This is a genomic window from Frankia sp. CcI49 (assembly GCF_001983215.1).
In the GTDB taxonomy this organism is placed as follows: domain Bacteria; phylum Actinomycetota; class Actinomycetes; order Frankiales; family Frankiaceae; genus Parafrankia; species Parafrankia irregularis.
The window spans coordinates 415,690-434,408 of sequence record NZ_MOWP01000004.1; the positions used below are offsets into that span (position 1 = coordinate 415,690).

General features: G+C 73.5%; 16 protein-coding genes. 14 read left to right on the plus strand and 2 right to left on the minus strand.

What is annotated here, in order from left to right; translation table 11 throughout:
* Positions 1-56: 56 nt before the first annotated feature.
* The 7 genes from CcI49_RS02470 (at position 57) to murC (ending at position 10,208) form a co-directional block, all read left to right on the plus strand.
* On the plus strand, positions 57-1,622 hold the full coding sequence (locus CcI49_RS02470; protein WP_076824234.1) for a UDP-N-acetylmuramoyl-L-alanyl-D-glutamate--2,6-diaminopimelate ligase: 1,566 nt from the start codon (positions 57-59) through the stop codon (positions 1,620-1,622).
* Positions 1,619-3,169: a UDP-N-acetylmuramoyl-tripeptide--D-alanyl-D-alanine ligase gene (gene murF, locus CcI49_RS02475; protein ID WP_076823926.1), complete on the plus strand. Its 1,551-nt coding sequence runs from the start codon at positions 1,619-1,621 to the stop codon at positions 3,167-3,169. Before CcI49_RS02470 ends, murF begins: the two co-directional genes overlap by 4 nt.
* Positions 3,170-3,176: 7 nt before the next feature.
* The gene (gene mraY / locus CcI49_RS02480; protein WP_076823928.1) at positions 3,177-4,244 is read left to right on the plus strand and encodes a phospho-N-acetylmuramoyl-pentapeptide-transferase; all 1,068 of its coding nucleotides are present in this window, start codon (positions 3,177-3,179) and stop codon (positions 4,242-4,244) included.
* Between the two features lie 113 nt (positions 4,245-4,357).
* Positions 4,358-5,896, plus strand: a complete 1,539-nt coding sequence (gene murD, locus CcI49_RS02485) for a UDP-N-acetylmuramoyl-L-alanine--D-glutamate ligase (protein ID WP_054565820.1) — start codon at positions 4,358-4,360, stop codon at positions 5,894-5,896.
* Positions 5,897-5,954: 58 nt separating this feature from the next.
* Entirely contained in the window at positions 5,955-7,412 is a 1,458-nt protein-coding gene (gene ftsW / locus CcI49_RS02490) for a putative lipid II flippase FtsW (protein WP_076823931.1), read from the plus strand.
* A 173-nt stretch (positions 7,413-7,585) separates the two neighbouring features.
* Positions 7,586-8,716 (plus strand): undecaprenyldiphospho-muramoylpentapeptide beta-N-acetylglucosaminyltransferase, encoded by a 1,131-nt coding sequence (gene murG, locus CcI49_RS02495; protein WP_054565822.1) that lies wholly within the window; start codon positions 7,586-7,588, stop codon positions 8,714-8,716.
* 13 nt (positions 8,717-8,729) lie between these two features.
* On the plus strand, positions 8,730-10,208 hold the full coding sequence (gene murC, locus CcI49_RS02500; protein ID WP_076823933.1) for a UDP-N-acetylmuramate--L-alanine ligase: 1,479 nt from the start codon (positions 8,730-8,732) through the stop codon (positions 10,206-10,208).
* Positions 10,209-10,281: 73 nt separating this feature from the next.
* Here the strand turns inward: murC and CcI49_RS02505 are convergent, their stop codons facing one another.
* Both CcI49_RS02505 and CcI49_RS02510 read right to left on the minus strand, forming a co-directional pair.
* A complete protein-coding gene (locus CcI49_RS02505) occupies positions 10,282-10,830 on the minus strand; it encodes a nitroreductase/quinone reductase family protein (RefSeq protein ID WP_054565824.1) in 549 nt (182 codons plus the stop codon).
* Positions 10,831-10,951: 121 nt separating this feature from the next.
* Complete coding sequence (locus CcI49_RS02510) at positions 10,952-12,685, minus strand: Mur ligase domain-containing protein (RefSeq protein ID WP_076823935.1); 1,734 nt, start codon at positions 12,683-12,685, stop codon at positions 10,952-10,954.
* Positions 12,686-12,988: 303 nt separating this feature from the next.
* Here CcI49_RS02510 and ftsZ point away from each other — a divergent pair, with 303 nt between their 5' ends.
* The 7 genes from ftsZ to CcI49_RS42415 all read left to right on the plus strand — a co-directional run bounded on the left by ftsZ (position 12,989) and on the right by CcI49_RS42415 (position 18,594).
* The gene (gene ftsZ, locus CcI49_RS02515; protein WP_054565826.1) at positions 12,989-14,593 is read left to right on the plus strand and encodes a cell division protein FtsZ; all 1,605 of its coding nucleotides are present in this window, start codon (positions 12,989-12,991) and stop codon (positions 14,591-14,593) included.
* Between the two features lie 6 nt (positions 14,594-14,599).
* Positions 14,600-15,310, plus strand: coding sequence for a peptidoglycan editing factor PgeF (gene pgeF / locus CcI49_RS02520; RefSeq protein WP_054565827.1), 711 nt, complete (start codon positions 14,600-14,602; stop codon positions 15,308-15,310).
* Entirely contained in the window at positions 15,307-16,263 is a 957-nt protein-coding gene (locus CcI49_RS02525) for a YggS family pyridoxal phosphate enzyme (protein WP_076823937.1), read from the plus strand. The genes pgeF and CcI49_RS02525 overlap by 4 nt, the downstream gene beginning before the upstream one ends.
* A gap of 10 nt (positions 16,264-16,273) precedes the next feature.
* The gene (sepF, locus tag CcI49_RS02530; protein ID WP_054565829.1) at positions 16,274-16,837 is read left to right on the plus strand and encodes a cell division protein SepF; all 564 of its coding nucleotides are present in this window, start codon (positions 16,274-16,276) and stop codon (positions 16,835-16,837) included.
* Positions 16,838-16,931: 94 nt separating this feature from the next.
* Positions 16,932-17,186 (plus strand): YggT family protein, encoded by a 255-nt coding sequence (locus tag CcI49_RS02535; RefSeq protein ID WP_054565830.1) that lies wholly within the window; start codon positions 16,932-16,934, stop codon positions 17,184-17,186.
* A 93-nt stretch (positions 17,187-17,279) separates the two neighbouring features.
* On the plus strand, positions 17,280-18,317 hold the full coding sequence (locus CcI49_RS02540; protein WP_054565831.1) for a DivIVA domain-containing protein: 1,038 nt from the start codon (positions 17,280-17,282) through the stop codon (positions 18,315-18,317).
* A 106-nt stretch (positions 18,318-18,423) separates the two neighbouring features.
* The gene (locus CcI49_RS42415; protein WP_165615827.1) at positions 18,424-18,594 is read left to right on the plus strand and encodes a hypothetical protein; all 171 of its coding nucleotides are present in this window, start codon (positions 18,424-18,426) and stop codon (positions 18,592-18,594) included.
* Positions 18,595-18,719: the final 125 nt, after the last annotated feature.

An 18,719-nucleotide genomic window follows, 5' to 3' on the forward strand; every position in this document is an offset into this window, starting at 1 on the left:
GGCGTCCACGACGCCCGTGCGGATCCCCTGACTCCCCGCCCACTAAGGTCGTGTCCGTGACCTCCCCGGCACTACGTCCGGCAGCGCCGTCACCGCGGTCGCTGGCCGCTCTGCCTGGCGTCCTGCACCCCGTCGCCGTCGCGTTCGAGCCCTCCGGTGAGCCCGGCCCCTCCGGTGAGCCCGGCCCCGGCGTGCGCCTCGATGACGTCCGCGTCACCGGCGTCACCCATGACTCGCGTGCGGTGATCCCCGGCGATCTGTACGCGGCCCTGCCCGGCGCGAACGTGCACGGCGCCGACTTCGCCGTCGGTGCCGTCGCCGCGGGGGCGGTCGCGGTGCTCACTGATGCGTCCGGTGCCGCCCGGCTGGCCGGCCGGGTCGGGGTCCCCGTGCTGGTGACCGACGACCCGCGCCGCGACCTGGCCCCGGCGGCCGCCTGGGTGTACGGCCGGCCGACCCAGGCGCTGACGCTGCTCGGTGTCACCGGAACCAACGGCAAGACCACGACCGCGTTCCTGCTGGACGCCGGCCTGCGGGCCGCCGGCCACACCACCGGCCTGATCGGCACGGTGCAGACCCGCATCGGCGGCACGGTCGTCCCGTCGGTGCGGACCACGCCCGAGTCCAGCGACCTGCAGGCCCTGTTCGCGACGATGGTCGAGCGCGGGGTCACCGCGGCGGTGATGGAGGTCTCCAGCCACGCGCTGGCCCAGCACCGGGTCGACGCGCTGCGGTTCACCGGCGCCGCCTTCACCAACCTCAGCCAGGACCACCTGGACTTCCATCCGACGATGGAGGACTACTTCGCCGCCAAGGCGGCGCTGTTCGAGGCCGGGCGCAGCAAGGCCGCGGTGATCTGCGTCGACGACGACTGGGGCCGCCGCCTCGCGCGGCAGCGCCCGGACGCGCGAACCTACTCTGTCACCGGTGCGGACGCCGACTGGTGGCCGGAGGATGTCGTCGCCGGCCCGGCCGGCACGGTGTGCCGCGCGCTCGGCCCGGACGGGGCCAAGGCGGACCTCTCGGTAGCGCTGCCCGGCCGGTTCAACCTGGCGAACGCCCTTGGCGCGCTGGCCCTGCTGGCCGCGGCCGGAGTCCCGCTGGAGGCGGCGGCGGAGGGGATCTCCTCGCTGACCGGCGTTCCGGGCCGGATGGAGCGGGTCGACGGGGGCCAGCCGTTCCTCGCCGTCGTCGACTTCGCGCACACCCCGGACGCTGTGGTCACCCTGCTCGAGGCGGTCCGCCCGCTGGTGACCGGGCGGGTGATCGTCGTGCTGGGCTGCGGCGGTGACCGGGACCGCGCGAAACGGCCGCTGATGGGCGCCGCCGCCGCCCGGCTCGCGGACCTCGCGGTGTTCACCAACGACAACCCCCGGTCGGAGGACCCGGCCGTGATCCTCGACCAGGTCGTCGCCGGCGCCCGTGAGGTGGCCGGCATGGGCCGGTTCGTCGTCGAGCCCGACCGGGCGGCGGCGATCGCGCTGGCGGTCGCCGCGGCCGGGCCGGCCGACGCCGTGGTGGTCGCGGGCAAGGGGCACGAGACCGGGCAGAACGTCGCCGGCGTGATCACCCCGTTCGACGACCGTGAGGTGCTGGCCGCGGCGCTGCGGGCCGCGCGGTGATCGCGCTGAGCCTCGCCGAGGTGGCGGCAGCGACCAGGGGCCGGCTCGCCGACTGCGCGGGCGTGGACCCGGCGGCCCTGGTCACCTCGGTGGTGATCGACTCCCGGCAGGTCGCCCCGGGCTCGCTGTTCGTGGCGTTGCCCGGGGAGCGGGTCGACGGGCACGACTTCGCGGCCGCGGCCGTCGGGTCCGGTGCGCTGGCGGCGCTGGCGGCGCGGCCGGTGGGCGTGCCGGCGGTCATCGTCACCGATCCGGCGGTGGGCCTGGCGGCGCTGGCCGCGAGCGTCCGTGACCGCTACACGGCCACGGTGATCGGCGTGACGGGTTCGGCGGGCAAGACCACCACGAAGGACCTGCTGGCCGACCTGCTCGGCGGGCCGGACGGCGACAGTGCGGCCGATGGCTCCGGCGGGCCCGGCGGGCTGGGTGCCACGGTCGCCGCGGTGGGATCGTTCAACAACGAGATCGGCCTGCCGCTGACCATGCTCCGCGCGGAGCCGGAGACGCGCTTCGTGGTGCTGGAGATGGGCGCTCGCGGCATCGGGCACATCGCCACGCTGTGCGCGCTGGCCCGTCCGCAGGTGGGGCTCGTCCTCAACGTCGGGTCGGCCCACGTCGGTGAGTACGCCGACGGCCGCCGCGGTATCGCCGTCGCGAAGGGCGAGCTGGCCGAGGCGGCCAGCGAGCTGGTCGTGCTCAACGCGGACGACCCGCTGGTGGCGCCGATGGCGGCCCGGGTGCAGGCATCGGCGAAGGTCATGCTGTTCGGTACCGGCGCCGGGGCGGACGTCCGCGCCGAGCGGATCGAGGTGGACGCCGCCGGGCGGGCCGCGTTCGACCTGCTGGCCTCGGGTGAGCGCCACCGGCTGCGGCTGGGGCTGATCGGGGCACACCAGGTCGCCAACGCGCTGGCCGCCGCTGCCGCGGCGATCGGGCTGGGCCTCGCACCGGCCGACGCCGCGGCGGCGCTGGAACGGGCCCGGCCGCGCAGCCGGTGGCGGATGGAGGTCACCACCACCCCCGGCGGTGTCGTGGTGCTCAACGACGCCTACAACGCGAACCCGGAGTCGATGCGTGCCGCGCTGGCGGCACTGCTGGACATCCGGGGCGACGGGCGGGCGTGGGCGGTGCTCGGGCCGATGGGTGAGCTCGGTGCCGGCGCGGCCGAGGCCCATCGCGACCTCGGCCGGCTCGTCGCGAGTCTCGGCGTGCCGCGGCTGGTCGCGGTCGGGCCGGGCGCTCTCGGGATGCACGAGGCCGCCCGGGAGGACGTCGGCTGGGCGGGCGAGTCGACCTGGGTGCCGGGTGTCGACGAGGCCGTGGCCTTCCTGGGAGGGCAGGTCCGTCCCGGCGATGTGGTGCTGGTGAAGGCGAGCCGGTCGTTCGGGCTCGAAGCAGTGGCGGCGGGGCTGGCAGCGGGGCCTGTCACGGGCAGCGGTGCCGGTCAGGAAGATCGAAAGGACGGCGTCGCGGGCGCCGCGATCGAGGGGACCGAGTACACGTGGAATACGGTGGGGCACTCCGGCGAACCTGGCACGCGCGGGTGACATTCGCGTGAGAGGCGTTCTCGTCGCCGCGCTGGTCGCGCTGGTGGTCTCGCTGCTCGGCACCCCGTCGGTGATTCGTTTCTTCCGACGCCAGGGCTATGGGCAGGAGATCCGCGAGGACGGCCCGTCCAGCCACCTGACCAAGCGAGGCACGCCCACCATGGGCGGCACCGTCATCATCCTCGCCACACTGGTCGGCTATTTCGTCGCGCATCTGGTGGCCGGCATCGGCCTCACCGCGTCGGGCCTGCTGGTGCTGATGGTGATGACCGGCCTGGGTGTGGTCGGCTTCCTGGACGACTACATAAAGATCCGCAAGCAGCGCAGCCTGGGCCTCACGGCGCGGACCAAGTTCGCGGGCCAGGCGGCGGTCGCGCTGGCCTTCGGGCTGCTGGYCGTCCGGTTCAAGAACGACGCCGGCCTGCTGYCGGGCTCGACGTTCATCTCGGTGGTGCGTGACACCGGCTTCTCGGTCGGGCTGATCGGGTTCCCGCTGCTGGCCTGGATCATCATCGCCGCGACGTCGAACGCGGTGAACCTGACCGACGGCCTGGACGGGCTCGCGGCCGGCACCTCGGCGATGGTCTTCGGTGCCTATGTCGTCATCTCGTTCTGGCAGTTCGGCAACATCTGCGAGGCCGGTGCGCTCACCCAGGGCTGCTACTACGTGCGTGACCCGCTGGACGTCGCGCTGGTGGCCGCCGCGGCGATGGGTGCGTGCTTCGGCTTCCTGTGGTGGAACGCCAGCCCGGCCAAGATCTTCATGGGTGACACCGGTTCACTGGCGCTCGGCGGGGCCTTCGCCAGCATCGCGATCGTCAGCCGCACCGAGCTGCTGCTGTTCGTGCTGGGCGGCCTGTTCGTGATCGAGACCCTGTCGGTGATGATTCAGGTGGCCTTCTTCAAGGCGACGAAGAAGCGGGTGTTCAACATGGCGCCCATTCACCATCACTTCGAGCTTGCCGAATGGCCCGAGACTACTGTGATCATCCGATTCTGGATTGTTTCCGGACTGGCGGTCGCGTTCGGGCTGGGGCTGTTCTACGCCGAGTTTCTCTCCCATGGGGGCGGTTGACGATGAGTAGGTCCGGATCGCGGCGCGGCGGAGAGGCGGACATCGCTTCCGGGGGGGCCGCGGGCGCGAGGAACGATCCGGACAGCACACCAGGGCCGATGACGCCAGGACCGATGGCGACGGGACCGGCCCCGGCGGGAGGCGCCGAGATCCTGGACGCGTCCGAGCTGGCGGGAAGGCCGGTTCTGGTGGTCGGGGTCGGTCTTTCCGGCGTCGCGGCGGCCGAGGCGCTGGCAGCCCGCGGGGCACGGGTGACGGCCGTCGACGCGGCCGACGGCCCCGGCCAGCACACGGCGGCCCACCGGCTGCGCCAGCACGGTGTCGAGGTCCGCCTCGGCGGGCTCCCGGCGGGCCACGGAGCGGCCACACTGGTCGTGACGTCGCCGGGCGTGCCACCCACGACGCCGCTGCTGCGGGCCGCGGCGGCCGCCGGTGTCCCGGTGTGGGGGGAGGTCGAGCTCGCCTGGCGCTGGCGCGGGCTGTCCCGCTGGCTCGCGATCACCGGAACCAACGGGAAGACCACGACGACCGAGATGCTCGGCGCGATGCTGCTCGCCGGTGGCCGGCGGGCCACCACGGCCGGCAACATCGGCACGCCGCTGGTGACGGCGGTCGACGCCCGCCCGCCCTACGACGTCCTCGCGGTCGAGCTGTCGAGCTTCCAGCTGCACTACACCCAGACCGTCGCGCCGCGCGCCGCAGCGGTGCTCAACGTGGCGCCGGACCACCTGGACTGGCACGGCGGGGCCGCGGCCCACGCGGCGGCCAAGGCACGGATCTGGGCGGCGCCGCAGACCGTGGCGGTGGGCAACGCGGACGATCCGGCCAGCCTGGAGCTGCTGGCGCGGGCACCCGGCCGGCGGATCACCTTCGGCCTGGACCCGAACGGCAGCCCGCGGCCCGATCTCACCGTGGTCGGCGGCTATCTGGTCGACCGTGCCTTCTCCGGCGGCCGGCTGATCGCGGTCGCCGACCTCGGCGCGGCCGGCCACTCACCGGGTCGCGGCTCGGGTGCCGCCGGTCGGGTGGCCGCCGGCCGGGGCGCGAGTGTCGACCAGGCCGTGCGGGCCGAGCCGGGCGGGCTGGCCGCCAGCTCGCTGCCCACCGTCGGCGCCGACCTCGGGCCGCACAACATCGCCAACGCGCTCGCCGCGGCGGCGCTCGCCCGGGCGGACGGCGTGGACCCGGCCGCCATCGGCGCCGCGCTCGCGATGTTCCGCCCCGGAGCCCACCGCAACGCCACCGTCGGGCTCCTGCGCGGTGTCCGCTACGTCGACGACAGCAAGGCCACCAACCCGCACGCGGCTGCGTCGTCGCTGCGCGCGTACCCGTCGGTGGTATGGATCGCGGGCGGCCTCAACAAGGGCCTGGAATTCGACGATCTCGTGGTCACGGCCCGGCCTACCCTGCGCGCGGTGGTGCTGATGGGCCGGTGCGCCGACGAGATCGCCGCGGCTCTCGCCCGACACGCCCCCGATGTCCCCGTAGAACGCGCCGGCGGCATGGACGATGCGGTGGAGGCCGCCATGAAGCTCGCGGCACCGGGTGACACGGTGCTGCTCGCCCCCGCGGTGGCCTCGATGGACATGTTCCGTGACTACGCGGAGCGCGGTGACCTGTTCACCGCGGCCGTGCGGGCACGGGAAGGCTGAACGCGTCGGCGCGACCGTCCCCACCGGTGCGTCGGGGAGGGGGAGTGTGAGCGAGCGCATGACCGGCGCGCGTACCACGCGGGCAGGGGGCCCCGGGCGCGCCACCGGCACCGCGTCCGGTTCCGTCGGGTCGTCCGGGTCGTCCGGGGGGTCCAGAGCGGCGTCCAGGGCGTCCAGGGCGTCCGTGGCCGCCACGGCCGCCACCATCGCCACGGCGGGTCCCGGGCAACCCGGTCGCGGTGATCCGCCGGTGTCGGACGAGGCCGGCGAGTCCTGGGTGGACGACCCGCGCACGCCGATTCTCGACCGCCCGATGGCGTCGTACTACCTGCTGCTCTCCTCCGCCGGGCTGCTGTTGCTGCTGGGCCTGGTGATGGTGCTCTCCGCGTCCAGCGTGCGGTCCCGTCAGGACTTCGGTTCGTCCTACACGCTGTTCCTGCGGCAGGCGACCTGGGCCGGCATCGGGATCCCGCTGCTGGTGATCGCCAGTCGCCTGCCGGTGCGGGTCTTCCGCGCGGCCGCCTACCCGCTGCTCGGCATCACGGTGGTGCTGCTGATGGCGGTGCTCGTGCCCGGGATCGGGCATGTCGAGAACGGCTCCAGGCAGTGGATCCCGGTCGGTCCGTACACCCTGCAGCCCAGCGAGTTCGCGAAGATCGCGCTGTTGCTGTGGTGCTCGGACGTCCTCGTCCGCAAGCACCGCCTGCTGGTCGACTGGAAGCATCTGATCATCCCGGTGGTGCCCGGCTTCCTGTTCGTCGACCTGCTGCTGATGCTGGAGCCCGATCTCGGGGGCTCCATCTGCGTCACCGTCGTGCCGCTGGCCGTGCTCTGGGTCGTCGGGACCCCGCTGCGGATCTACGCCGGCCTGCTGGGCGGCATGGTCGCCGCCGCCACCGTCCTGGCGATCAGCGCGCCGTACCGGCTGGAGCGGCTGATGTCGTTCCGTGATCCGTTCGCGGACGCCAGCAACACCGGGTTCCAGGCCGTCCAGGGCATCTACGCGCTGTCATCCGGTGGCTGGTGGGGGGAGGGGCTGGGGGCGTCCAAGGAGAAGTGGCCGGACCTGCTGCCCGCCGTCCACACCGACTTCATCCTCGCGATCATCGGTGAGGAGCTGGGCCTGCTGGGCAGCCTGGTGACGGTCGGCCTGTTCGGGGTGATGGGCTACGCCGGTCTGCGCATCGCGCACCGCACCGACGACCTGTTCATCCGGCTCGCCGCCGCGGGGGTGACCGCGTGGCTCATCGCGCAGGCCGTCGTGAACATGGGCGCGGTCGTCGGGCTGCTGCCGATCACCGGGGTGACCCTTCCGCTGGTGTCGTTCGGCGGGTCGGCGCTGCTGCCGACGATGGGCGCCCTCGGCATGCTGCTGGCCTTCGCGCGGGCCGAGCCCGACGCCGCGCGGTACCTGGCGCAACGCGCCGAGGCGCGCCGGGAGGGCCGGGCGAACCGGGTCTGGCTGCGCCGCCGCCGCCGCTCCGCAGCCGCTCCTCTCGCGCAGGACCCGGCCTGACCCGAGCAGACCTGAACCGACCCGAGCAGACCCGCCCCAGGCTCGGACATGCCCCGCCCGAGGCTCGGACATGGCCCGGACCGGGCCCGGACGGGCAGGCCCGGCGAGCCACGCCGGGCCTGCGACCGACCATGTTGTGTGCGGCCGGTGCCGATGTGGAATCGTCAGGGCCGATGTTGCGAAGTGTGCTGCTCGCCGGCGGCGGAACTGCCGGCCATGTGGAACCGGCGCTCGCGGTGGCCGACGCGCTGCGTGCGGACAACCCGCGGATCCGGGTGACCCTGCTGGGCACCGAGACCGGCCTGGAGGCGAAGCTGGTGCCCGCGCGCGGGTACCAGCTGGCCACCGTGCCGAAGGTGCCGATGCCCAGGCGTCCGACCCCGGCGCTGCTGACCGTGCCGAACCGGCTGCTGGCCGCGGTCGGCGCGGCCCGCGCGGCGATGCGGGAGGTGCGCGCGGACGTCGTCGTCGGCTTCGGCGGGTATGTCGCCGTGCCGGCCTATCTCGCGGCGCGCCGGGCGAAGGTGCCGATCGTCGTGCACGAGGCCAACCCGCTGCCGGGCCTGGCCAACCGGCTGGGCGCGCGCCTCACCTCGTTCGTCGCCACGTCCTACCCCAGCACCCCGCTGCGGGGCGCCACGCTGACGGGGATCCCGCTGCGCGAGGAGATCCTCACCCTGGACCGCTCGGTGCCGGCCGCCCGGGACGCCCGGGCCCGCTACGGCCTTGACCCGCACCGGGCGACCCTGCTGGTGTTCGGCGGCTCGCAGGGCGCCCGCTCGCTGAACAGCGCGGCCGTCGGTGCCGCGCGGGCCCTGACCGGTGCGGGCATCCAGGTCCTGCATGCCGCCGGGCCGAAGAACTACGACGAGGTCGTCGCCGCGCTGCCGGCGGGCCTGCCCGCGCCGTACCGCGTGCTGCCCTACCTGGACCACATTCCGTCCGCCTATGCCGCGGCTGACGTGAGCCTGTGCCGGTCCGGCGCGATGACCTGCGCGGAGCTCGCCGCCGTCGGTCTGCCGGCCGTGTACGTCCCGCTGCCGCACGGCAACGGCGAGCAGCGGCGCAACGCGCTCCCCACGGTCGAGGCCGGTGGTGGCCTGCTGGTGGAGGACGCCGAGCTGAGCCCCGAGTGGCTGGCCGCCAACCTGCTGCCGCTGCTGACGTCACCGGAGCGGCTGGGCAAGATGTCCGCGGCGTGTGCGGGCAGCGGGCATCCGGACGCCGCCCGGACGATCGTCGAGATGATCAGACAGGCGGAGGCGACCCGCCGCCATTCGGGTCCCCGGCACGCGGCGGGCTGAGGACTCCGGCGTGATGGCGCGCGATCTTCCCAAGGGATGGCGGCGGGTCCACCTCGTCGGTATCGGCGGAGTAGCCATGAGCGGCCTCGCGCGGCTGCTGGTCGCCCGGGGCGCGGTGGTGTCCGGGAGCGACGCGGTCGAGTCCCGCCAGCTGGCGCAGCTGCGGGCGCTGGGTGTTCCGGTCACGGTGGGTCGTGATCCGGCCGGCTTCGACCCGGGCGGCCTGGCCGGCGTCGATCTCGTCGTGGTGGCGCCCGCGGTGCCCGCCGAAGATCCCGAGCTGGCCGAGGCCCGCCGGCGTGAGCTGCGGATCCTGACCCGCTCCGCCGCGCTCGCCGGGCTGATGCAGGGGCATCGGGGCGTCGCGGTCGCGGGCTCGCACGGGAAGACGACCGCGGCGATGATGCTCACCGCCGCGTTGCAGGCGTGCGGGGAGGACCCCACCTTCGCCGTCGGGGGGGACCCCGGCGAGGCGGGGTCACAGACCCACGCGGGCAGCTCCGATCTGATGATCGTCGAGGCCGACGAGGACGGCGGCGCGTTCTGGCAGCTCCAGCCGCACGGTGCGGTGCTCACCGGGGTGGCCGACGAGCATCTGGACTTCTACCGGACGGTGCCCGCCCTGCGCGCGTCGTTCGCGACCTTCCTGCACCGGGTCGAGCCCGACGGCTTCCTGGTCGCCTGCGTGGACGACGAGGCCGCCTGGAGCCTCGCCACCGAGGCGGCACGCCATGCCGCCAAGGCCACCGAGGCCACCGGGGGCGCCGGCAGGTCCGGTGGGCGGGGGCCGTGGCTGACCGGGTACGGGTTCGGACCGTCCGCGGACCTGCGCATCGTCGCGGCGGAGGTCTCCACCGCGGGCACCAGCGCCGAGATCATCGCTCACGGCGTACGCCTGGGCCGGATGTCGCTGCGGGTGCCCGGCCGCCATCACCTGCTGGACGCCGCGGCCGCGCTGGCGACGGGGCTCGCCCTGGGGGCGCCCGCGGACGGCCTGCTCGCCGGGCTGGCGTCGTTCGCCGGGGTCCGGCGCCGGTTCGAGCCGCTGGGCTCGGCCGCCGGGGTCCGGGTCGTCGACGACTACGCCAACCACCCGGACCGGGTCACTGCCGCGATCTCCACCGCGCGGGCGCTCGCCAGCGGCGGACGGGTGGTCGTCGCGTTCCAGCCGCATCTGTACAGCCGCACCGCGCTGCTCGCCGAGCGGCTGGGTGAGGCGCTGCGGTCCGCCGACTCGGTCGTCGTGATGGACGTCTACGGCGCCGCCCAGGCACCCGAGCCGGGAGCCGGCGGTGCGCGGGTCGCCCTGGCGGCGCGCGGCGGGCAGGCCGAGGTCGGCTACGAGCCGTCCTGGTCGGCGGTTCCGGGCCAGCTGATGGACCGGGCCCGCCCAGGGGACGTCGTCCTCACCCTGGGTGCCGGAGACGTTACCCAGATCGGGCCTGAGTTGCTGCGCCTGCTGACCGCCCGCGCCGCCTCCCACCGCGGCTAGCGCGCCTCCCGCGGGAGGCGCGGCCGCCTGGCGGTGTTCCGTCGGCGAGCCCTCGGAGAGGGTCGGGGAGGCCTCAGCGCAGCGGCGCGAGGATGACGACGGGGATCTCCCGGGTGGTCTGCTCCTGGTGGGAGCGGATTCCCGGCATGCCCTCCACCAGTGCCTCGTACAGCCGCTCCCGCTGGGCGCCGGTGGCGGTGGACGCCTGCGCGTCGAACCGGTCGGTGTCGACCTCGACGGTGACCTTCGGCTGTGCCAGCAGGTTGCGGTACCACTGCGGATGCTCGCCGGCGGCCATGTTCGACGCGTAGACGACCAGGCGGCGGGATCCCGAGCCCTCCGACCGGTCGGCCTCGCCGGAGCTGCCAGCCTCGCCGGAGCTGCCAGCCTCGTCCGCGGAGCCGTCGGCCGCGGCTGGCAGCTCGGATTCGTCCGGTACGTAGCCGAGCGGCGTGGTGTGCGGGCGTCCGGTGGTCTCACCGACCGTGGTCAGCAGCAGCAGGCGTGAGCCGGCCAGGGTCTTCTCCAGCTTCCCGCCGGTGGCCCGGTACTCGTTGATCACCGCCTGGTTGACCACCCTGAAGTCGAATTCACGACTCTGTGCGGGCCGCGTCTCGGTCATCGTCGATCCTCACCCTCGCCATCGGAGCGGCCGGTGGGGCTGTCACGCGGCCACTCACCGACGATTGTCACGCGGCGCAGTCAACCATTCGCGCAGGGTGGTGGCCGGCAGGGAAGGCCTGTCAGGCCGGTCGCGTCCTGGGGATCTGTCCCATCGTGTCCGGAACGGGGGTCTGGTCGTGGTCGCCGGGGCGGCGGAGCCGATCCAACAGGAGCGGGCCGACGGTGGTGATCGTGCCGGCGCCCAGTGTGAGGAGCAGGACGCCCCGGTCGCCCTGGACGTCGTCCGCCGCCGCGTCCAGGTCGGTGAGGAGCCGGTCGAGCAGCTCGGGCCAGCTCACATAGTCGCTGCGCCGAGGCCGGCTGATCCTCTTGGCCAGATCGGTCGCGTGCAGGCCGAGGTCGTCCGTCTCGCGTGCGGCGTAGATGTCGGTGACGTAGACGCGGTCGGCGTCCTCGAAGGCGGTCGCGAAGTCGTCGAGCAGCGCGGCGAGCCGGCTGAAGGTGTGCGGCTGGGTCACGGCCCAGACCTGGCGCCCCGCCGCCCGGTCGCGGGCGGCCCGCAGGGTGGCCCGGATCTCCGTCGGATGGTGGGCGTAGTCGTCGACGATCTCGACGGCGGTTCCGCCCGCCGTGATCGCCTGGCCGACGGTGTCGAAGCGCCGGGCCGCGCCGGAGAACGTCCCCAGCGCCCGCAGCGCGGTCTCTGGCGCCACCCCCAGCTCCGCCGAGGTGGCGAGGGCGGCGAGGGCGTTCAGGGCGACGTGCGGGCCGGGGAGCGCCAGCGCGAGCTCACCCACCTCGACGCCGTCGTGCCACACGGTCGACACCGAGCCGCCGCCGGGCCGAGGCGTATAGCCGACGGCCTGCCAGGTCCGCCCCGCCGCGAAGCCGTAGTCGACGACCCGCGCCCGCGCCGCCGCGCCGGTCTGGTCGAGTGTGGGCCCGGTCTGGTCGGGTGTGGCACGGAGCTGGTCGGGCGCGGTGCGCGGCTGGTCGGGTCCGGGCTGCTCCGGTGTGGCGCGCGGCTGGTCGGGTGCGGTGCGCGGCTGGTCGGGTGCGGCGGCGCGCTGGTCGAGCCGGGCGAGCACGGCGGCGACCCCGGGGTGGTCGCCGCAGACCACGAGCCGCCCGCCCGGGCGCACCCGCGCGGCGAAGTCGGTGAACACCGCGTGGACCGACGCCTCGTCCGGGAAGAGGTCCGGGTGCTCCCACTCGACATTGGTGATCACGGCGAGCTCGGGGTCGAGCCCGGCGAACGCGCCGCCGTATTCGTCCGCCTCCAGCACGAACACATCGCTCGTCCCGGCCACCGCGCTGCCCCCCAGCTGGGCCACCTCGGCGCCGATGACGGCGGTGGGATCCACCCCGGCGGCCCGCAGCACCAGGGTGAGCATGGCGGCCGTCGTGGTCTTGCCGTGTGAGCCGGCGACGGCGACCAGCCGGTAGGCCGCGGTCAGCTCCGGCAGCCAGTCGGAGCGACGCATGACGGGGATGCCGAGCGCGCGGGCCGCGACGATCTCTGGGTGGTCGTCCCGCAACGCGCTCGAGGCCACGATGACGTCCGCCCCGCGCAGCTCGGTGGCCAGCGTGGCCGGGTCGGCGGGCGGCCCGACGCGGACCGCGATTCCCAGCGCCCGCAGCATGGCGACCCGGGCCGAGTCCTCCTGGTCGCTGCCCGAGACCTCCCCGCCGCCGGCCAGGTGGATCTGGGCCAGGGGCGACAGGCCGGAACCGCCGATGCCGAGAAAGTGCACCCGTTTCGCCCGATCGGGCTGTGGCTGGGAAGGGGTGACGAAGGACGCCGGCCCGGCCTTCTGCGCGGCCGCGGGTCCTGCCGAGTTCTGACCGGTCACGCCACGCAGTACACACCACCCGGCACATGCGCGGTGCCGGCGGCCGGGCGAGCCGGTACCGGTGTGACGAAGGGGACGTGAATCCCATCGGTGTGACGCGCCGACAGCTTCCTTGACCACTGCCGAAGCCGTGCCTACTGTCCGATCCACAGTCGGAAGTTGACATAACTGTAACCGTCTAGCTGACGGTGAAGGTTGAGGCTGCTCGGCTGCTTCCCCGCTCCATCGGTCGCAAGACCGCGGGCTCCGGAGCCGGGGAGCCCCCCTGCCTGCCCACCTACGCCGCTGGAGGACCGACACCGCATGGCAGCCCCACAGAACTATCTCGCGGTCATCAAGGTCGTCGGGATAGGCGGAGGCGGCGTGAACGCCGTCAACCGGATGATCGAGGTCGGGCTCAAGGGTGTCGAGTTCATCGCCATCAACACCGATGCCCAGGCATTGTTGATGAGTGATGCCGACGTCAAGCTCGACGTCGGCCGTGAACTCACCCGTGGCCTGGGCGCCGGTGCCGACCCGGAGGTGGGCCGGCAGGCCGCCGAGGACCACCGTGAGGAGATCGAGGAGGTCCTCAAGGGGGCCGACATGGTCTTCGTCACGGCGGGTGAGGGTGGCGGCACCGGTACCGGTGGCGCCCCCGTGGTCGCCAACGTGGCCCGTTCGCTCGGTGCACTGACGATCGGTGTGGTGACCCGGCCCTTCACCTTCGAGGGCCGCCGCCGTGCCACCCAGGCGGACACCGGTATCGACACGTTGCGCAACGAGGTCGACACCCTCATCGTCATCCCGAACGACCGCCTGCTCGCGATGACCGATCGCGACATCAGCGTGCTCGACGCCTTCCGCAGCGCCGACCAGGTGCTGCTCTCCGGTGTCCAGGGCATCACCGACCTGATCACCACGCCTGGTCTGATCAACCTCGACTTCGCCGACGTCAAGACCGTCATGTCCCACGCCGGCAGCGCGCTCATGGGTATCGGGCGCGCCCGCGGAGACGACCGGGCGACCGTAGCCGCCGAGCAGGCCATCGCCTCGCCACTGCTGGAGGCGAGCATGGACGGCGCCCAGGGCGTCCTGCTGAACATCTCGGGTGGGTCCGATCTGGGCCTGTTCGAGATCAACGCGGCGGCCGAGCTGGTGGCAGACGCCGCGCATCCCGAGGCGAACATCATCTTCGGTGCGGTGATCGACGACGCGCTGGGTGACGAGGTCCGGGTCACGGTGATCGCCGCCGGGTTCGACACGGTCCAGGACCGGCGTACCCGGACGCTGGCGAACCAACGGCGTCCACCTGGCCCGGGCGCAGGCCCGGGGACCGGCCCGCAACAGCTGCCGGCACCCGGCCAGGCCAACCCGCCGCAGAACCCGGGGGCGGCGCCGAACGCCACGGTGCTGCCGCCCATCCCGAGCGTCACCGCGCCGCCGCGGCCGGCGCCGACCCACGCCAGCTACCTGCCGCCGTCCGGCCCCCAGGTCGGTCACTACGTGCCGGAGCCGTTGCCGGACGACGGCCCGGCCGCCCCGGCCGGGGGAGCCGCCGCGGCCGGGACCGGCGGCGGTCAGCGGCTGCCCGGCGCGCCACCGCGGCGGGACTACCCGGAGGCGGGCGGCGAGGGCGGTTTCGGGCGTCCGGCCACCGCGGGGGCTGCCCCCGGCGGCCCGGCGCAGGGCACCGGGCAGGCGCCGGTGCACCAGGCCTCGGCGCAGGCCGCGCCGCCCCGGCCCGGGCTGGCACACAGCACGGGCCCGGTCGGTGGGGCTGGCACGCAGGACGCCGGCGGGCCCGCGATGGCTGCCCACCGTCCCGAGCCGGCCCGCCCCGGCCCGCGGCCGAACTACCCGCCGCGCCGCCCGGTCCGGCCGGTGGCCGACGACGACGAGCTGGATGTTCCGGACTTCCTGAAGTAGGCGGCGATGCCCGTCCTGGTGACCACCCGCGACGGCGGGACGAGCGGGCCGCCCTACACCGGGCTCAACCTCGGCGATCATGTAGGTGATGATCCGGAAGCCGTCGCGGCCAACCGGCGGCTGCTCGAGTCACGGGTCGGGCAGCCCGTCCGGTTCATGCGGCAGGTGCATGGTGCCCGTGTGAGCGTGGTGCGCGGCCCCGGGCCGCCACCGGAGGCGGACGCCATGGTCACGGATGTGCCCGGGGTGGCGCTCGCGGTACTGGTGGCCGACTGCGTGCCGGTGATGTTCGAATCCCCGGCCGCGGTCGGTGTCGCCCATGCCGGACGCCAGGGCATGGCCGCCGGGGTCCTGGCGGCCACGCTGGAGGCCTTTGACGGCCTCGGCGTCGACCGTGCCGAGCTCCGGGTCACCCTCGGGCCGGCGATCTGCGGGCGGTGCTACGAGGTTCCCGCGGCGATGCGGTCGGAGGTCGGGCGGGTTGTCCCCGGCAGCGCGGGGACCACCCGCGCCGGTACCCCGTCGCTCGACCTGCGGGCGGGTCTGCGGGGCCAGCTCGCCGCGGCGGGCGTCGGACCGGTGACCGTGTCGGATATGTGCAGTGCGGAGTCGAGCGAGCTCTTCTCGTACCGCCGCGACGGCCGGACCGGGCGCTTCGCGGGCCTGGCCTGGCTGTCGGATATCCGACCGGTGGGCATCCGGCCGGTCGGCACGTGAGCGTCGTGGATCCGCGGCGGGCGGAGGGGCTGCGGTCCCGCCTGACCGTCGTGCGGGACAGGATCGTCATGGCGGCCCGCGCCGCCGGGCGTGATCCCGAGGACCTGACGCTGATCGCCGTCAGCAAGACCTGGCCGTTCGAGGATGTCGTGGCCCTGTGCTCTCTCGGTGTCCGGCACTTCGCCGAGAACCGCGAACAGGAGGCCGGGCCGAAGGTCGAGGCGGTGCGACGGGTCCTGGCCACGCTGCCGGCGCTTTCGGCGGCCCCCGGGCCGGGGAACGCAGGCGCCGGGAACAGGCCACCGACCGGGCGAATCACTCTGGCGGGCCCGCCCGACGGGGCATGGTTTCCATCACGTGCTGACGGCCTCGCGACCCTCGGCTCGGCCGTCCGTGTCGATGTGCCGGTCTGGCATTACGTCGGCCAGCTGCAACGGAACAAGGCGCGTTCCGTCGCCGGATGGGCACACTGCGTGCAGTCGGTGGACCGGGTGAGGCTCGCCGAAACCCTTTCCAGGGTGGCCACGGAAAGCGGCTCCACCATTGCCGTGTGTATCCAGGTGAGCCTCGATCGGGTGGGTGACGTGGCCGTCCCGTCGGTTGCGACGGTCGATAAGGCCTTTCCCACCAGGGAGAATTCCGCTGCGTCGCCGCCGGTGGCCGCGGAGCGCGGCGGTGCGCGGCCGGAGGACGTCCCGGCGCTCGCCGAGCTCGTCGCGCGCGCTCCAGGGCTCGTTCTGGCCGGCGTGATGGCTGTCGCGCCCCGCGGCGTGCCGCCACGCCCGGCGTTCGCGCGACTGCGGGTAGTGTCCGAACGGCTGCGTGGCGACTTTCCCGAAGCGACGATGGTGAGCGCCGGGATGTCAAGTGATCTTGAGGATGCGATCGCCGAGGGCGCGACACACCTACGGATCGGCACCGCTTTGTTCGGTGAACGGCACGGTGTCCCTTAGAGTCGCGCCCATGGGGCTCGGTCGCAGGGCGATGGTCTACCTCGGGCTCGCCGAGGAGGACGACGACTATCTCGACGACGACTACGACGACGACGATGGGCATGATGATGCCGTTCGAGGCGCCGTACGAGACGATCGGCGGACCACGGCCGACCCGGTTCCGATAGACCGGTCGGTCCGCCGGATCGAAGCACGGGAGGAATCAGTCGCCATGCCGCGACGTCCGCCAGTGGAGCACCTGCGACCGTCCGCGCCGACTCCGATGCGCCGTGTGGCGCCGGTCGAGGAGCCGCGGCCCTACCGGATCACGACGCTCCAGCCGCGCAGCTACAATGAGGCGCGTCAGATCGGTGAGGAGTTCCGCGATGGGACTCCCGTTATCATGAACCTCACCGAGATGGATGACGTCGACGCCAAGCGGCTGGTCGACTTCGCGGCGGGGCTGATCTTCGGGCTCCGCGGTGCGATCGAGAAGGTGACCAACAAGGTCTTCCTGCTCTCGCCGCACAACGTCGAGGTCACGGAGACGGACAAGCGACGCATCCGTGAGGGTGGTTTCTACAACCAGTCATAGCAAGGTCAAGACCGTCCGGTAAGGTCGTCAGAGGCTTCCCCACGTCACCTCAGGAGAGAGCACCATCAGCGCACTTGGATCGCTTCTCTTTTGGGTGCTGACGGCCTACCTGCTGCTCCTGATCGTGCGGTGGGTCCTGGACCTGGTACGTGCTCTCAGTCGTTCCTTCCGGCCGACCGGTCCCCTGGTCCTGGTCTTTGAGATCGTGTACACGGCGACGGACCCCCCGTTGCGTTTCATCCGGCGGTTCCTTCCGCCGTTGAGGGTGGGTAGCGTTGCACTTGACCTCGGCTTCCTGCTCCTCCTCGTGGTGATCATGGTTTTGAGGAGCTATGCGCAGGAGCTGTGACGAGGTCATGTGCACACCGCGACCGCAGGCAGGGCAGACTGCCCGCAGACCGCCCTCTCTTCGGGGAGCGGCGATGCCGCACGAGGAGGCGACGTGGCGCTGACACCGCAGGACGTTCAGAACAAGGTCTTCAGCCCGACGAGGTTCCGTACGGGCTATAACGAGGACGAGGTCGACACCTTCCTCGACGAGGTGGAAGCCGAACTGACGCGGCTGCTTGACGAGAGCAGCGACCTGCGCCGCCAGCTCGACGAAGCCCGTCGGTCCGGCGGAGGTGGCCCCGGCGTGCCGGCACACCTCATCGAGGAGAACCAGCAGCTGCGGCGTCAGCTCGAGGAGACCCGTCGGCATCTCGGCCAGGCCCAGGCGCAGGTGGCACAGGCGAGCCGCGAGCGTCAGGCGCCGGTGGGGCCGCCCGGTGGCCCGGTTGGCCCCGGTGGCCAGGCCGGTCCCGTCGGCGGCCAGCAGGCCGGCCCACCCGTCCCCGGCGGCCCGACGGCCGTCATGCCGGCTCTGGTCGGCGGCGGTGGCCAGCCCCCGGTCCGCCCCGGCGCCCCGGGAGCTCCCGGGCAGACCGACGCCGACATCGAGCAGCGGGTCGCGCGGACGCTGGTTCTCGCCCAGCGCACCGCCGACGAGGCGCTGCGCGAGGCGCGGGCGGAGTCCGAGCGGGCCCGGCGCGAGGCGCGAGCCGACGCGGACCGCATCATCGGCGAGGCGCGGGCGCACGTCGCCGAGCAGCTCGGTGGGCTCGAGGACGACAAGCGCCGGCTGGAAAGCCAGGTCGAGCAGCTGCGGGCCTTCGAGCGCGAGTACCGCACCCGGCTGCGGGCCTACCTGGAGATGCAGCTTCGCGATCTCGACGGTATGCCGACCCAGCCCGCCGTCGGCCCGGGTGGCCCGTCGCGCCCCGGCCTCAACCCCGGTCAGTCGGCACCGACGCCCGTCCCGGCGAACGTTGGCATGCAGAACACCGGCCCGGGGCAGCCCGCCCAGCACCTGGCCGCTCCGGCCTTCCAGACCGGCCCTCCGATCGGCGCGGGAGCTCTTGCCCGGGAGGCCAACGGCCACAACGGCCGCCCGGATCTGGATCCTGGTCGCCGGGAGGCGGCCGGAATGCAGGAGTTCTGAGCCGCCCGTGCTCTTCCCCATCGGCGCCTGGTCCGCAGCGAGCTGACCAGGCGCCGATGCTTTTGTGTGGTCTCTTCCTCGATGCCCAGCTCAGGATCGGTGCGGCATGGTGATGGTCAGCGGTGCTCTGGTAGCGGTTGCCGCGGTGCTCGCGGTCGTGGGTCTGTTCGGTGCCACAGCCTGGACCTACACATCGCTCGTCGTGCTCTGCGTCGGGGCGGCGTTGCTGCCCCTCGCGGTGGCCCGGCGGACCGCCGGGTGGCCCGGGGCTCGCTAGCCGCTGGGTCTGCCGCTGCTGCCGACCAGGAGTTGAGGTTCGTGGTCGTCGGGGAGGCTGTCGCGGATTGGCGCTGATCAAGATCGCCGGTCGGTGGGTGGGAGGCTTGCACTCCACGAACGCGG